The sequence below is a fragment of the Kribbella yunnanensis genome, from assembly GCF_039529655.1.
GTDB lineage: Bacteria > Actinomycetota > Actinomycetes > Propionibacteriales > Kribbellaceae > Kribbella > Kribbella yunnanensis.
In genome coordinates this window covers 306,061-321,051 of record NZ_BAAANF010000013.1, presented here as the reverse complement: position 1 = coordinate 321,051, position 14,991 = coordinate 306,061, and the positions used below count along the sequence as shown (strand labels likewise).

General features: G+C 66.4%; 13 protein-coding genes. 3 read left to right on the top strand and 10 right to left on the bottom strand.

The window, feature by feature from the left end; all coding sequences use genetic code 11:
• Positions 1-55: 55 nt before the first annotated feature.
• The 4 genes from fdhF to ABD231_RS19270 all read right to left on the bottom strand — a co-directional run bounded on the left by fdhF (position 56) and on the right by ABD231_RS19270 (position 5,509).
• Positions 56-2,878, bottom strand: coding sequence for a formate dehydrogenase subunit alpha (gene fdhF, locus ABD231_RS19285; RefSeq protein WP_344153455.1), 2,823 nt, complete (start codon positions 2,876-2,878; stop codon positions 56-58).
• Complete coding sequence (locus ABD231_RS19280) at positions 2,875-4,428, bottom strand: formate dehydrogenase beta subunit (protein WP_344153452.1); 1,554 nt, start codon at positions 4,426-4,428, stop codon at positions 2,875-2,877. The genes fdhF and ABD231_RS19280 overlap by 4 nt, the downstream gene beginning before the upstream one ends.
• Positions 4,425-4,919: an NAD(P)H-dependent oxidoreductase subunit E gene (locus ABD231_RS19275; RefSeq protein ID WP_344153449.1), complete on the bottom strand. Its 495-nt coding sequence runs from the start codon at positions 4,917-4,919 to the stop codon at positions 4,425-4,427. Before ABD231_RS19275 ends, ABD231_RS19280 begins: the two co-directional genes overlap by 4 nt.
• Before the next feature lie 119 nt (positions 4,920-5,038).
• The gene (locus ABD231_RS19270) at positions 5,039-5,509 is read right to left on the bottom strand and encodes a hypothetical protein (protein WP_344153446.1); all 471 of its coding nucleotides are present in this window, start codon (positions 5,507-5,509) and stop codon (positions 5,039-5,041) included.
• Between the two features lie 188 nt (positions 5,510-5,697).
• On the opposite strand from ABD231_RS19270, the gene ABD231_RS19265 reads away from it, so the two are divergent.
• The gene (locus ABD231_RS19265; RefSeq protein ID WP_344153443.1) at positions 5,698-6,978 is read left to right on the top strand and encodes an FAD-dependent oxidoreductase; all 1,281 of its coding nucleotides are present in this window, start codon (positions 5,698-5,700) and stop codon (positions 6,976-6,978) included.
• Here the strand turns inward: ABD231_RS19265 and ABD231_RS19260 are convergent.
• Together ABD231_RS19260 and ABD231_RS19255 are read right to left on the bottom strand one after the other, a co-directional pair.
• Entirely contained in the window at positions 6,975-7,388 is a 414-nt protein-coding gene (locus ABD231_RS19260) for a MerR family transcriptional regulator (RefSeq protein WP_344153440.1), read from the bottom strand. The genes ABD231_RS19265 and ABD231_RS19260 overlap by 4 nt on opposite strands.
• Positions 7,389-7,410: 22 nt before the next feature.
• Positions 7,411-8,445 carry an aminotransferase class V-fold PLP-dependent enzyme gene (locus tag ABD231_RS19255; protein WP_344153437.1) on the bottom strand — a complete coding sequence of 345 codons (1,035 nt, stop codon included), beginning with the start codon at positions 8,443-8,445 and terminating at the stop codon, positions 7,411-7,413.
• Between the two features lie 58 nt (positions 8,446-8,503).
• On the opposite strand from ABD231_RS19255, the gene ABD231_RS19250 reads away from it, so the two are divergent.
• Positions 8,504-9,547: an aldo/keto reductase gene (locus ABD231_RS19250; protein ID WP_344153434.1), complete on the top strand. Its 1,044-nt coding sequence runs from the start codon at positions 8,504-8,506 to the stop codon at positions 9,545-9,547.
• 108 nt (positions 9,548-9,655) lie between these two features.
• Here the strand turns inward: ABD231_RS19250 and ABD231_RS19245 are convergent, their stop codons facing one another.
• The 3 genes from ABD231_RS19245 to ABD231_RS19235 form a co-directional block, all read right to left on the bottom strand.
• Positions 9,656-10,780: a peptidoglycan-binding protein gene (locus tag ABD231_RS19245; protein ID WP_344153431.1), complete on the bottom strand. Its 1,125-nt coding sequence runs from the start codon at positions 10,778-10,780 to the stop codon at positions 9,656-9,658.
• 192 nt (positions 10,781-10,972) lie between these two features.
• Complete coding sequence (locus ABD231_RS19240; RefSeq protein WP_344153428.1) at positions 10,973-11,419, bottom strand: GNAT family N-acetyltransferase; 447 nt, start codon at positions 11,417-11,419, stop codon at positions 10,973-10,975.
• 15 nt (positions 11,420-11,434) lie between these two features.
• Entirely contained in the window at positions 11,435-12,148 is a 714-nt protein-coding gene (locus ABD231_RS19235) for a siderophore-interacting protein (protein ID WP_344153425.1), read from the bottom strand.
• Positions 12,149-12,268: 120 nt separating this feature from the next.
• Between ABD231_RS19235 and ABD231_RS19230 the strand changes: the two genes are divergently transcribed.
• Positions 12,269-14,311: a penicillin acylase family protein gene (locus ABD231_RS19230; RefSeq protein WP_344153422.1), complete on the top strand. Its 2,043-nt coding sequence runs from the start codon at positions 12,269-12,271 to the stop codon at positions 14,309-14,311.
• On the opposite strand, the gene ABD231_RS19225 is transcribed toward ABD231_RS19230, so the two are convergent.
• Positions 14,256-14,954, bottom strand: coding sequence for a DUF4328 domain-containing protein (locus ABD231_RS19225; protein ID WP_344153419.1), 699 nt, complete (start codon positions 14,952-14,954; stop codon positions 14,256-14,258). The genes ABD231_RS19230 and ABD231_RS19225 overlap by 56 nt on opposite strands.
• Positions 14,955-14,991 lie beyond the last annotated feature (37 nt).

The following is a 14,991-nucleotide window of genomic DNA, read 5'->3' as shown; positions in this document are numbered from 1 at the left end:
TCCGTCGCGCGGCTCATCCGGCTACCACCCTCGTACGGCGACTCGGTTGCGCGGGTCATCGGGGATCACCGGCGACGACTGGCTCTCGGGCTTCCTCGGAGACGACAGAGGTGGGCAGGAGATCTACCTGGACCGCGGTGACCTTGTACTCGGGGCAGTTGGTGGCCCAGTCGGAGTTGTCGGTGGTGATGACGTTTGCGCCGGTGACTGGATGGTGGAAGGTGGTGTAGCAGACGCCGACTGGCATTCGGTCGGAAAGTCTTGCGCGCAAGGTGGTACGGCCGACTCGGCTCGACAACGCGACCGTGTCGCCGTCCTCGATTCCGCGGACCTCGGCGTCGTGCGGATGCAGGTCGAGGATGTCCTCGGGATGCCACGCGACGTTCGCCGTACGGCGGGTCTGCGCACCCACGTTGTACTGCGACAAGATCCGCCCGGTCGTCAGAATCAACGGGTACTTCCGCGTCGACCGCTCCGACGTCGGCACGTAGACGGTCTCCATGAACCGCCCTTTACCGCGGGTAAAGGATTCCTCATGCATGATCGGCGTACCGTCCGGGTGCTCCACATTGCACGGCCACTGGATCGACCCGACCTGGTCCAGCCGCTCGAACGAAACCCCCATGAACGTCGGCGTGGTGAGCGCGATCTCGGCCATGATCTCGGCGGCCGAGTTGTAGTGCATCGGGTAGCCCATCGCCTGGGCGATCTCGCAGACGATCTCCCACTCCTGCTTCCCGGTCTGCGGCGCCATCACCGGACGGACCCGGTTGATCCGCCGCTCGGCGTTCGTGAACGTCCCGTCCTTCTCCAGGAACGATGTCCCCGGCAACAAAACATGCGCGAACTTCGCCGTCTCGTTGACGAACAGGTCCTGCACCACCAGCAAATCCAACGCACCCAAAGCCGCAAACACGTGCTGCGTATTCGGGTCGGACTGCGCAATATCCTCGCCTTGCACGAACAGCGCCTTGAACGATCCGTCGATCGCCGAGTCGAACATATTCGGAATCCGCAGTCCCGGCTCGTTCAGCAACGGCGTACCCCAGAGCTTCTCGTACACCTCCCGTACGCCGTCATCCGACACATGCCGGTATCCCGGCAGCTCGTGCGGGAACGACCCCATGTCACACGAACCCTGCACATTGTTCTGCCCGCGCAGGGGATTCACCCCAACTCCACGACGACCAATGTTCCCGGTCGCCATCGCGAGGTTGGCCATCCCCATCACCATCGTGGAGCCCTGGCTGTGCTCGGTAACGCCGAGCCCGTAGTAGATCGCGCCATTACCACCAGTCGCGTACAACCGAGCCGCCGCCCGCACCTCCGAGGCCGGTACGCCGGTGATCTCCTCGACCGCTTCCGGACTATGCGACGGATCAGAGATGAACGTTTCCCACGTAGCGAAGTCCTCACACCGATCCGCAACGAACGCCCGATCGACCAACCCCTCGGTCACCACCACATGCGCGATCGCGTTGATCATCGCCACATTGGTGCCCGGGGCAAGCGAAAGGTGATGCGCGGCCTCGATATGCGGCGACCGGACCAGATCCGTCTTCCGCGGATCGATCACGATCAAACGAGCACCCTGCCGGATCCGCTTCTTCATCCGCGACCCGAACACCGGGTGTGCGTCCGTCGGGTTCGCCCCGATCACCAGGATCACGTCGGCCTCGTCGACCGACTTGAAGTCCTGCGTGCCGGCCGACTCACCGAAGGTCTGCTTCAGGCCATACCCCGTCGGCGAGTGACAAACGCGAGCGCACGTGTCCACGTTGTTGTTCCCGAAGACCGCGCGGACCATCTTCTGAACCGTGTACACCTCTTCGTTCGTCGTCCGCGACGAGGTGATCGCACCGATCGAGCCCTGCCCGTACTGCGCCTGGATCTCGCGCAACCGCCGTGCGGTGAACCCGATCGCCTCTTCCCACGAGACCTTTCGCCACTCGTCCGCGATCGAATCGCGAACCATCGGCTCCAGCACCCGGTCCGGGTGACTCGCGTACCCAAACGCGAACCGCCCCTTCACACACGAGTGCCCTTCGTTGGCGCCACCGTTCTTGTACGGCACCATCCGAACCAGCTCGTCACCGCGCAACTCGGCCTTGAACGAGCACCCGACCCCGCAGTACGCGCACGTCGTGATCACGGACCGGGTCGGCATCCCCAGCTCGATCACCGACTTCTCCTGCAGCGTCGCCGTCGGGCAAGCCTGCACACACGCACCGCACGACACACAGTCGGACTCGAAGAACGATCCGCCGGCCCCGGCCGCGACCTTCGAGTCGAACCCACGACCCTCGATCGTCAACGCCAGCGTGCCCTGGACCTCGTCACACGCCCGCACACACCGCGAGCACGCAATGCACTTGGACGCCTCGAAATCGAAGTACGGGTTGGAGGAATCCGTCGGCTCCGACATGTGGTTCGCGCCCGCTTCGACCCCAGATCCGTAGCGGACTTCCCGCAGACCGGTGACTCCGGCCATGTCCTGCAGTTCGCAGTCACCGTTGGCCGAGCACGTCAAACAGTCGAGCGGGTGGTCGGAGATGTAGAGCTCCATCACCCCGCGCCGCAGCTTGCCGAGCTTCTCGTTCTGCGTGCGAACCACCATGCCCGGCGCGACCGGCGTCGTACACGAGGCCGGCGTACCACGCATGCCGTCGATCTCGACCACACACAACCGGCACGACCCGAAGGCCTCCAGATTGTCGGTCGCACACAGCTTCGGTACGTCGATCCCCGCTTCCTTGGCCGCACGCATCACCGACGTACCGGGCGGGACCTGTACGGCGACCCCGTCCACGAGCACCTCGACAGTCGCCGCACCCGGCCGGGCCGGCGTACCGAAGTCCGGTTCTTTCAATAGGCTCATTCCCCGAAGTCCTTTCCGAAGTGGCGGACGGCGCTGCGCACCGGCAGCGGCGTGAGCCCACCCATCGCACAGAGCGAGCCGTCGGTCATCAGGTCGCACAGATCACCCAGTACGACGAGGTTCTTCTCACGGTTGTCACCGGCAACGATCCGGTCGATCGTCTCGACGCCACGCACCGCGCCGACTCGGCACGGCGTGCACTTGCCGCACGACTCGGCCGCGCAGAACTCGAAGGCGAACCGGGCCATCGCGGCCATGTCCACGGTCTCGTCGAAGACCACGATCCCGCCGTGCCCGACCATCGCGCCGGCCGCCGCGAACGCCTCGTAGTCCATCGGCAAATCGAACTGCTCAACCGGCAAGTACGCACCCAACGGCCCACCGACCTGTACGGCGCGGATCGGCCGACCGGACGACGTACCGCCGCCGAATTCGTTCACCAGCTCGCCGAGCGTGATCCCGAACGCGGTCTCGACAATCCCGCCACGAGCCACGTTGCCGCCGAGCTGGAAGACGCTGGTACCGAGCGACCGCCCGACCCCGTACGCAGCATAGGTCGCCGCGCCGTCGGCCAGAATCGTCGGAACCGTTGCCAACGACAACACGTTGTTGACCACTGTCGGCAGCCCGAAAAGTCCTTCCAGGGCTGGAATCGGGGGCTTGGCGCGAACCATGCCGCGCTTCCCCTCGAGACTCTCCAGCATCGAGGTCTCTTCACCGCAGATGTACGCGCCGGCGCCGACCCGGACGTGCAGATCGAACTCGAACCCGGAGCCGAGGACATCGGCCCCCAGCCACCCCTCGGTCCGGGCGAGTTCGATCGCGGCCCTGAGCGTCGCCACCGCATCCGGGTACTCGGAGCGCAGGTAGACATACCCTTCCGACGCCCCCACGGCGTACGCCGCGATCGTCATTCCCTCGATCAGCGTGAACGGATCGCCCTCGATCAGCATCCGGTCCGCGAAGGTCCCCGAGTCACCCTCGTCCGCGTTGCAGCAAACGAACTTGAGCTCGGATTGCGCACCGAGCACGGTCCGCCACTTGATGCCGGTCGGGAACCCGGCACCCCCGCGGCCGCGGAGACCGGACTCGACCACGGTCTCCACGACCTCGGCCGGGGTCATCGCCAACGCCTGGCGCAGCCCCCGCAGACCGCCGTACGACGTGTAGTCGTCGACGGAGAGCGGATCGATCACCCCGACCCGGGCAAACGTCAGCCGCTGCTGCTTCCGCATCCACGGCAGTTGTTCGACATCCCCAAGACAGGCACCCAAGTTCCGAGCGCCCGCAAGCATCCCCCCAGCCACCAGCCCGTCAACGTCCTCAGGAGCAACCGGCCCATACCCAATCCGCCCCTCAGCCGTCTCCACCTCAACCAACGGCTCCAGCCAAAGCATCCCGCGAGACCCGTTCCGCACGATCTCAACCGCAGGCGCACCATCGGCTCGCCCGTTCGCGGCAGCCAGGATCCGCTCGGCCACCTCATCCGCGCCCACCGAACGCGCAGCCGAGTCGCGCGACACGAACACCCGGACCGACGCCCCGCTCATCGGGCTTCTCCCAGCAGTGCGTCGAGGCGAGCTTGTGTCACTCGGCCGTGCAATCGTTCGCCGACTTGAACCGCCGGCCCGAGCGCACAATTGCCGAAGCAGAACACCTCGTCGAGCGTGACCCGCCCGTCGTACGTCGTCTCACCGAACCCGCACCCGACACTCCGCTTCGCATGCTCGGCCAGCTCAACAGCGCCAACCGATCGGCACGCCTCCGCCTGGCAGATCGCCACGACGGTCCGCCCAGCCGGCGTACGGCGGAAGTCCTTGTAGAAGGTGACCACCCCGTGCACCTCGGCCACTGACAGATTTAGTACGTCGGCAATCACCGGCACGTCCGGTTGGTCGACGTACCCGAGCTCCTCCTGCACCGCATGGAGGATCGGTATCAGCGCACCTCGAAGCCCGCGCAGCTCAGTCGCTATCTCCCGCACGCGCTGAGCACGTCCAGGGACCGGAACGGAGGAAGCGGCCACTACCTCACTCGTCATGTATACAACATCCCGTGCTCCGGGAGCGGGGTCAAAGCAATGCTGCCTATCACCTGATAGACGCTGCCTATCAAGCGCGTACCTCCGCCCACGCCCAGCTCACCAGACGAACCCTCAGCTCAGCACCTGTACCAATCGCCTCGCGGTTCCAGGTTGTACTTGTCGAACTTGATGCAGTAAGGAGTGCGGTTGTCGTTACCGAGAACCTTGAAGTAGCCCGCGATCGGCTCATGGCCGATCTGTGTCCACTCGGTTGTGGTCCAGAAGATGCCACTACCTGCCGAGCCGGCGATGCCGTTCTTCAGACTGAAGAACTTTCCCTGGTTCGAGAAGTAGTAGATCCGGTAGTCGACTCCGACCACGGCCACCTTCCGGCCACCGCCGGACCAGTAGACGCTGGCATATTTCTGACCGTTCATCGCACAACCCCAGTAAGTCGGCCCGGTCTTGAAGACGTAGTAGCCGGCCGGGCAGCTCGCGGCCGGAGCAGCAGCACTCGCCGGCGCCCCCGTCACCAGTCCGGCGAGAGCGGCACCCGCCGCACCCGCCCTGAGCAGGCGTGTCGCCAGTCGTTTCACAGTCGCATTCATGAGATCTCCCCAGAAATAGATCGACGCACTGTCACTTGTCATCCGTGGTGATCACGGCAAGTGACAACTTGCCACGGTAACCCGAGCCGGGCATCACTATTGAGCTATTCCTTAAAAGCTCAATCGCTGCCCGCAGAACTGCCCGATGGCGCGTGGAATTCATCGGCTGCTGAAGGAGCCTTGAGACCATGGGTACGAGGGCTGTGATCGCGGGCGGGAGTATGGCTGGGCTACTGGCGGCGAAGGTGCTCAGCCGCTGGTACGACGAAGTTGTCGTCCTGGACCGAGATCAGCTCCCGCTGGACGCGGTGCACCGCAAGGGTGTTCCGCAGAGTCGGCACGCGCACGGGCTGCTCGCCCGCGGGCACCAGACGATCGAGCGACTCGTGCCCGGGTTCCGCGACGAGATAGTCCGCCGAGGTGCGGTGCAGAACGACCTGCACAACGACGTCCTCTGGTACAACGAGGGCCGCCTGCTCAAACGCGCCCCCTCGAACCTGACCGGCCTCCTCGCCGGCCGACCGCTGATCGAGTCGGTACTGCGGGCGAAGGTGACCGAGGTCCCGAACATCATCACCAGACCCGGTACGACGGTCGACGGACTGACCGCCGAGAACGGCCGAGTGACCGGCGTACGGGTCAATGGTGAGCGCCTCGACGCGGAGCTCGTGGTCGACGCCACCGGCCGGAGCAATCGCGGTCCGACCTGGTTGCGCGAGCTCGGGTACGACGCCGCGCCGGAGGACGAGGTCCGCGCCGGCATCGTCTACACGACCCGCGAGTACCGCCGGGTGCCGGGCGATGTCGACTTCACCGGCGTGATCTCCGGGCACTACCCCGACAACCCGATCGGCTGCGGAGTCGGCGCGAACGACGGCGACCGCTGGCTCGTGACGCTGGTCGGAATGGCGGACAACCCGCCGCCGGACCAGCCCGGTGCCTTCGAGGACTTCGCGGCCCAACTCGACGGCCCTGAACTACATCGGCTGATCACTCGCGCCGAACCGCTGACCGAGCCGGTCCGCTACCGGATCGGCCCGAGCGTCCGGCGCCGGTACGAGAAGGCCAGTCGGCTGCCCGAGGGCTTCGTCGCAGCCGGTGATTCGCTCGTCTGCTTCAACCCCGCCTACGGCCAGGGCATGACGATCGCGGCACTCGCCGCCGAACATCTGGCCGAGGTTCTTGAGAGCGGCGACGACCAGCTCACCCGCCGCTACTTCACCGGTATGGCGAAGATCGTCGACACCGCCTGGGTCATGTCGGTCTCGAACGACCTGCGCTTCGACGCCACGGTAGGCAAGCAGCCGCTGGCCTCTCGTCTGCTCGTCCGCTACCTGAGCCGACTGAACAAGGCAGCCCAGACGGATCCCGTCGTCGGCCGCCGCTTCCTAGAGGTGGCCAACCTGCTCGCGACGCCGCCGTCCCTGCTGACGCCGTCGACGCTCCTCCGCGTGCTCCGCGCGGGCTAGGAGGCGGCGGTCTCTTCTGGGGGCACCCACAGGCAGCTGGCCGTGCCGGCGGCGACATGCTCTTCGTAGATCGACACCTTGTGCGTGATGACCCGCAGCGACTCCTGCAGGTCCTCGATCTGCGCGGTGATGGAGTCCTGGTGGCTGCGGAGCAGGTCCAGGCGGTCCTGCTCGTTGCCCGAGCCTTGGCGGACGAGTTCGGTGTACCGGCGAATCGTGTCCAGCGGCATCCCCGACGAGCGGAACTTGATGCACATCGCCAACCAGTCGACGTCGTCTTCGCTGTAAACGCGTCGACCGTTGGACTCCCGCCGTACCGGGTCGGCCAGCAGCCCTTCGCGCTCGTAGAACCGCAGCGCGTGCACGCTCAACCCGGTCCGTTCCGCCACCTGCCCGATGCTCAACCCCATACCGTCAATCCTAGATCGGGCTCTAGGTCAACGGCTTCAGAGCGTCCAAAGCCTGATGTACGTCGTCCCGTGTCGAGTAGATGTGGAATGACGCGCGCAGCTTCCCATCGCGGACCGCTGCCCGGATGCCGGCCGCCTTGAAGGCCGCGTCCGCGCCCGGGAGACTCGTGCTCACGATCGCCGAGTTCGACGGCGGCAGCCCGAGACCGTCGCGGAACTCGTTGGCCAGCTCGAGGTTGTGCCGGTAGATCGTCTCGACGCCGATCTGCTCGACCAACTCGAGAGCTGGAGCGGCCCCGACGAAGCAGAACCACGCCGGCGACTGGTCGAACCGGCGGGCACCGTCGGCCAGCACCATCCGGTCGCCGTAATACGACCCGTGCATGTCAGCGGCGGCGTACCAACCGGCGGCCGACGGGCGGCAGCGCTCCTGCAGCCTTGGCGACAGGTAGCCGAGCGTGGCCCCGCGCGGCGACATCAGCCACTTGTAGGTGTGCACCACGAGTGCGTCGATGCCGTCGACAGTCAGCGGCAGCCAACCCATGCCCTGGCTGGCGTCGATCACCACCAGCGCGTCGATCTCCTTGCTGGCGGCAACCACTGCGGGAAGGTCCAGTACGGCGCCGGTCGACGACTGCACCGCGCTGACCGCGACCACGTCGATCCCGGGCCGGATCGCGGCGACCAGCTCCGATCCCGGTACGCAGATCACCTCGACACCGCGATCCTGGTGGACCTTCCAGGGAAAGACATTCGAGGTGAACTCGACGTCATCGGTCAGCACCTTCGCACCATCGGGGATTGCGGCCGCGACCGGCGCGAGCGCTGCCGAAACCGTGCTCCCCACGAACACATCCGCCGCGTCAGCACCGACCAGCCTCGCGAACGACTCGCGGGATCGGCTGGTCGATTCGTCCCACGGCTCCCAGCTGGTCGCACCAACCCGCCAGTCATTGAGTGCCGCCTGGAGCGCCTCCCACGCCGGCCGCGGCGGCAGGCCGTACGAGGCGGTGTTCAGCCAGCCGGGCTCAGGGTTCCACAGCTCTTTGTAGTCCACGCTTCCACCTTACGGAGGACTTGACCTAGACAACGCTCTAGCTTCTAGCCTCGCTCCCATGCGCTATCGACCACTTGGCAAGACCGGTATCGAGGTCAGTACCCAGGCTCTCGGGACGATGATGTTCGGTGCGGTCGGGAACCCCGACCACGAGGACTGCATCCGGATCATTCACGCCGCCCTGGACCAGGGCATCAACTTCGTCGACACCGCGGACATGTACTCCGCGGGTGAGTCCGAGGAGATCGTCGGCAAGGCACTGAAGGGTCGCCGCGACGACGTCGTACTGGCGACCAAGGTGCACTTCCCGCTGGACGACGAGAACCCCCGCAACCAGCGCGGCAACTCGCGCCGCTGGATCATCCAGGAGGTCGAACACAGCCTGCGCCGGCTCGGTACCGACTGGATCGACGTCTACCAGATCCACCGGCCGGACCACACGACCGATATCGAGGAGACCCTCTGGACGCTCACCGACCTGGTCAGCCAGGGCAAGATCCGCGCCTTCGGTACGTCGACCTTCCCGGCCGAGGAGATCGTCGAGGCGTATCACGTGTCCGAGCGTCGCGGGTACGGGAAGTTCCGGACCGAACAGCCGCCGTACTCGATGCTGAGCCGCGGTGTCGAACGCTCGGTTCTGCCGACCGCTCTCCGCCTCGGCATGGGCGTGCTGACCTGGAGCCCGCTGGCCTGGGGCTTCCTGACCGGCAAACTCCGCAAGGACCAGCCGATCGACCTGACCACCGGCCGCGCCGCCCTCGCCCCGCACCGCTTCGACCCGTCGCTCCCCGAGAACGCCGCCAAATACGACGCCGTCGAGCAACTGATCGAGGTCGCCGCCGACGCCGGTCTCTCGCTCCCCGAACTAGCCCTCGCCTTCGTCACCACCCACCCGGCCGTCACCGCCGTCATCAACGGCCCCCGCACGATGGAACAGCTCGACGGCCTCCTCAAAGCCGCCGACCTAACCCTCGACGACGCCACCCTCGACCGCATCGACGAGATCGTCCCACCCGGCAAGGACATCTACGACTCCAACGGCGCCTGGCAGTCCCCCGCCCTAACCCCAGCCGCCCTCCGCCGCCCGGTTGGCGACCGCTGATCCATCTGCGCAAGGACAGGACGTATAGACCTCGTAGGCGCCCCCGCCACGCTCAGCGCGGCCGGATCCGGTGCCCGATCGGCGTATACGTCCTGTCCTTCGGATGATCTACTTACCCGCCTGCAGCGCTGACCAGGTGACTGGGCCGACTACTCCATCGACCACCAGGGCCCGGGTTCGCTGGTAGTCCTTGGCGGCGGTTTCGGTAACTGGACCGAACTGGCTGTCGATGATGACGGTTCGGCCGAGGGCTGCGGTCAACGACCGTTGCAGGCGGCGGACCGCCGTACCGGTGGAGCCGTTGCGGATGGTCGGCTGGTCGCCGGCGGACAGCAGGGCGGTCCAGGTCTTGGCGCCGATCAGGCCGTCGGCGGGGAGACCGACGCGGGCCTGGAAGGCCTTCACCGCATCGGTTGTCGCAGCATCGAAGGTTCCGCTCGGCTCGTTCGTACCACCGAGCAAGCACTGCGCAGCCCGGACCGCACCGCCAGTCGAGCCCGCTTGCAGAGCCGGGTACGCCGTGAAGTCGAGGTTGGTGGATGCGCAGGTCTGGGTGCTGTTCACGAACGCGGATGCGGCCGCCTCACCCTTCGAGATCGCATCGGTCTGATTCTCGATCGGCACCGCGGACACCCCGGGGAACAGGATGTACGTGACGACCGCGCCAGAGACTCCACCCGACGACGGATTCGGGTTGATCCCGAGTTGCTGGGCCAGCTTGTACGACCCCTCGCCGATGATCCCGGTCGGGCCTTGATCACCCACGACGGCGTACGCGACCTTGTCGCCGTACACGACCGCGGCCACGGTCGCGCCGCCGATCCCGGCCGACGCGTAGTTCCAGATCGAGCTCGACAGCGGTACGACGATGAACGGCAGCCCGGCCGAATTGAGCGGGCGACCGTCGGACTGGTTCCACGAAGTGTTCGGCTGGAACGAGGGATCGGTGTTCTCGTTGCACTGCGTGGTGCGCTGACCATCGCAGTCGATGTCGAAGTCGGCCGTCCAGTGCACGGCATCGCCGGACCGACACACGGCGACCGACCGCGTTCCGCCGGAGTCGTGCGCGTACTTCCCGTTCGACAACTGCGTTTCACACCCGCCGGCGCGGGCCTTCAACTGGGCCGCAGTCGGCCCGGCGAACTCATCGGCTTGCGATTCCCGGGCCGGGGCCAGCAGCGCCAGACCGGCAACTGCCAGGGCCACGAACCCGACGACAACACGTCTGACCATCTCATCCTCCAGTGGGGCGGTACCGGAAATGAAGGTTTTCACCGAGGAGAATACAGATAGTGGTTAGTTATTAACAGAGTGGATTTTCGCGGCCAGTGTGGAGTCGGTCGACGACGCGACCGGGGTTCTCGAGAAGCTCGGCGCGACCGTCTTGAGCGCCCCGAACGGCACGCTCCTCGAGCTCCAGTCCTACTAAGGCCGTTCGAACTGGGTGATCTCGATGCCCGGGGCAACTTCAATGCGGGACCGCTCGCGGTAGCCGCGGGCGACGTACAGGTTGACGGCCGGGGTGTTGAGGCTGCCGGTCGACACCCGGCTGATCGGTCGCGGTTCCAGCTCATCGAGGTGATCGAGCAGGGCGCGGCCGTGACCGCGACGGGCGTGGGCCGGGTCGATGATCAGGCGGCTGATCTCGACCACGCCGGGCTCGAGTTCGTAGGCGACCGCGCCGACCAGGGTTTCCTCGTCGTACCGGCCGAGCCAGTGTTCGGTGGACGCCATCAGCCCGGCCAGATCCTCCTGCAGCGGCGGGATCCCGTCGAAGCCGATCAGCGCGGCCTCGACGGCGTACGCGGCATGCTGGATCGTCAGCACCCGCTCAGCAAGGGCGCGGTCCGTGAGGTCGAGTGCGGTGATCACCCGGGTCACGGTAGTTCAGGCGGCACGCCAATAGCCAAGGGCTTTCACGCGATGCTTGGGCACCTCGAGCTCCTTGACCACGTACGACGTGAGTGCGCGCGTCATCCGGGTGTCGCAGGCGATCCACACGTACGCGCCGGCCGGGTCGCCGATGAGTTCCGGCAGCTCGCTCTTGACGCCGGAGAGCAGCTCCTGGCTCGACAGGTTGCGCACCTCATGCCGCTCCGGGTCGGTCCGGAACGGCAGCTCGAGATCATCATCATGCGTGGTCTCGAACCAGATCGTGGCCGGTAGCTTCGGCGCCACCGCGAGCAGCGAGTTGATCGCGGGCAACGACGCCGGCGCACCGATCACCAGCATCCGCGCCGGCAGCGGATCCGGGATCTCGAAACCCGTCCCCTGCACAGTCGCCTCGATCGTGTCGCCAGGCTGAGCCTTCAGCGACCAGTCGCTCGCACAACCTTCGTGCAGCGCGAACTCCATGCTGAACGTGCCGTTCTCGACATCCGGATCGACCAGCGTGTACGCACGTTGATGCGGCTTGCCGGACTTGTCGAACCACAGCCGCACCCACATGGTCGGATGCACCCCGATCGCCTGCAGCAAACCGCCGTCGGTGAAGTGCACCCGGCGATATCGCTCGGTGACATCCTCGGCACCTGTCACGGTGAAGACGAAGTCCTTCCCGCGAAAGAGCTTGAGGACCGCACCTTCCCAGCCGTGCCCCACGCCGTACCTCCTGCAATTGTCGTTGCGGCCGGTCGCGTTCGGTCCATAGGTTTGCTGCGCGACCCCGTTTTCTAAGTAAACTGCATAACTAAGGCTACCCTAACTTAAGCGAGGCACGGCGTGAATCCTCAGGTGACCCGCGACGCGTATGGCGTTCCCCACCTGCAGGCCGGTGATCCGCTCACCCTCGTTCACCTCCAAGGCGCGAACGCCGCCCACGACCGCGCCTGGCAACTCGAGTACGCCCGGCACCGGTTCAACGGGACGACCGCCGCCTTCCTCGGCGCGGACGCGGTGCCGTGGGACACCTTCGCCCGCCAAGCCAGGCTCGCGGACACGGCTCGTCAGTGCTTCGATGCACTCGACTCCTCGACGGCCGAGTGGGTGGCGGCGTACGTCGATGGTGTGAACTCCACACTGCCGTCGGCCGAGGCGCCGGAGTTCGTGGAGACCGGGCTGACGCCTGGTGTGTGGGAGCCGTGGACACCGCTCGGGATCTGGCTCGCCGTCCACATCCTGTTCGCCGGGTTCCCGGGGAAGCTGTGGCGGACGCATGTCGCGCAGCGGCTCGGTGACGAGTACCTCCAACTGTTCACGGCCGAAGGACCGGTCTCGTCCGGCAGCAACGGCTGGCTCATCCCCGGCTCATCCACGACCACCGGCCAGGCGATCGTCGCCGGCGATCCGCACCGCTACATCGAGCACCCCGGCGTCTACCAGCAGATCCGGCTCGCCTGCCCCGAGTACGACGTACTGGGGCTGGCCGTGCCTGGAATCCCCGGGCTCGCGCACTTCGGCCACTCCGGCAAGGTCGCCTGGGCGATCACCAACGCCACCGCCGACTACCAGGACCTGTACGACGAACAACTCCGCCGTACCGGATCGTCGGTCGAAGCGCTCGGCCCGTCGGGGTGGGCGCCGGCGTCGCTGCACACCGAGGTCATCGAGGTCGCGGACGCGGACCCGGTGACCATCGACGTCATCGAAACCGAGCGCGGCCCGATCATCGTGGACCACGCCGGCCAGACACTCAGCCTGCGCTATCCGCCGCGCGTCCTCAAACGACTCGGCTTCGAAGTCATGCCTAGGTTGCTGAAGGCAACCACTGTCGACGAACTCGACGCGGCGCTGGAGGATTGGGTCGAGCCGGTCAACGTGGTGATGGCCGCCGACGTGTCCGGCGGTCTCCTGCACCGCGTCGCGGGCGTCGTCCCGCAACGCCACGCCGCCAACCTCCTGCGCGTCGTACCGGCCTGGGACGAGTCTTTCGCCTGGAACGGCTGGCACCCGATGCCGCGGCGAGATGTCACCGGCCCGATCGCGATGGCGAACGCCCGCGAGATCGCGGCCCCACTAGGCGTCGAATTCGCCGCACCCCATCGACATCACCGCATCCACGAACTGCTGACCGCACGCTCCGACTGGTCGATCGACGACATGCCGACCATCCACACGGACACCTACCTGGGTTCAGCCGCAAGCATCCTCGACCGACTCCCGTCGGTCAACCTCTCTGCCGAAGCCGTTGCCCTACGCAATGAACTCCTCAGCTGGGACCGTCGGATGGACGCGACGAGTACCACCGCGTCGACGTACGCCGCTCTCCGCAAGGCCGTCATCGCCCGCCTCACCGACCGCTTCTCCATCCTCGAGAACCCCGACTGCCCCGAAATCTTCGCGCCGTACCTGGACACCCTCGCCCACGTCTCCTTCGCCCTCGAGAACCTCCTCGAGTCCGCAGACCTCGACATCACCCCGATCATCCAAGCCGCCCTGGAAGACGTAGCCGCCGGCAAACCCCGCCCACCCTGGGGCGAAACCCACCAGCTATCCCCCCTGCACCCCCTCCGCACCCCCCTCTTCACTCCCACCGAAGCCCCCATCGACCTGGCTCTCTCCGGCGACCACCACTGCGTCTGGTCCACCTCCAGCCTCCCCGGCTTCACCGACATCACCCTCCGAGCCTCAGCCGCCCGCTACGCCTGGGACCTGGCCGACCGCTCTGCAAGCTCCTGGGTAGTCCCCTTAGGCACCTCCGGCCTCCAAGGCCACCCCCACCACCACGACCAACTACCCCTCTGGCTCCGCGGCGCCATGATCCCGGTCGTTACGCCGCAACGTGCCACCACGGAATCGGTCGCCGGAAACGCTGCATCCGATTGATCGACCGGATCACCAACACCGCACACACTGCCCCCGCACAGCTCAGCAAGGCACTGATCGAGGAGAACAGCGCCACCGACCCGTACCCACCTGAGCTGTACGGGTCTTGCGCGGCCGCCGCTGCCCGGAATGTCAGCAACGCAGCGAAGTGCTGGAGGATCCACAGCACCCACCAGCGCGTCACCGTCTTGTTCTTGTAGTGATCGATCCACGCGTTGCGTGCCTCAGTGCTCGGGTCACTCGCCACCGCAACGTTCTGCACGTACTTGCACAGTGCCCAGAACCCCACCACCGGAACGATCCACCCGAACACAGCCCATGACCGCGCGTAGTAATGCTTCGCGTCGCACAAGAATTCCGAGTTCTCCCTTGCCCGCAGCAACCAGACGACGAACAGCACCCCAGCCACCGCCAGCAGCCCGAGATCCACTCCACCGACGATCAGATTGAACCGATCGACCGCGGCCAACTCGGCCTCGCTCCTTGCCCCATCCAGCGCGCGCACCGTCCGCCAGTCCCCCACCGCCGACACCACGTCGCCCACCGCCACCGCACAGACCGCCCACGAAGCGGCGATCCCCACCCCACGAACGTCCCGCAACCGCGGCGCCCGAACCCGCGCCGGCTCAACCTGCTGCTGCATGACAATCCCCTTTCACTGCAACGACTGTCCCAGCGCG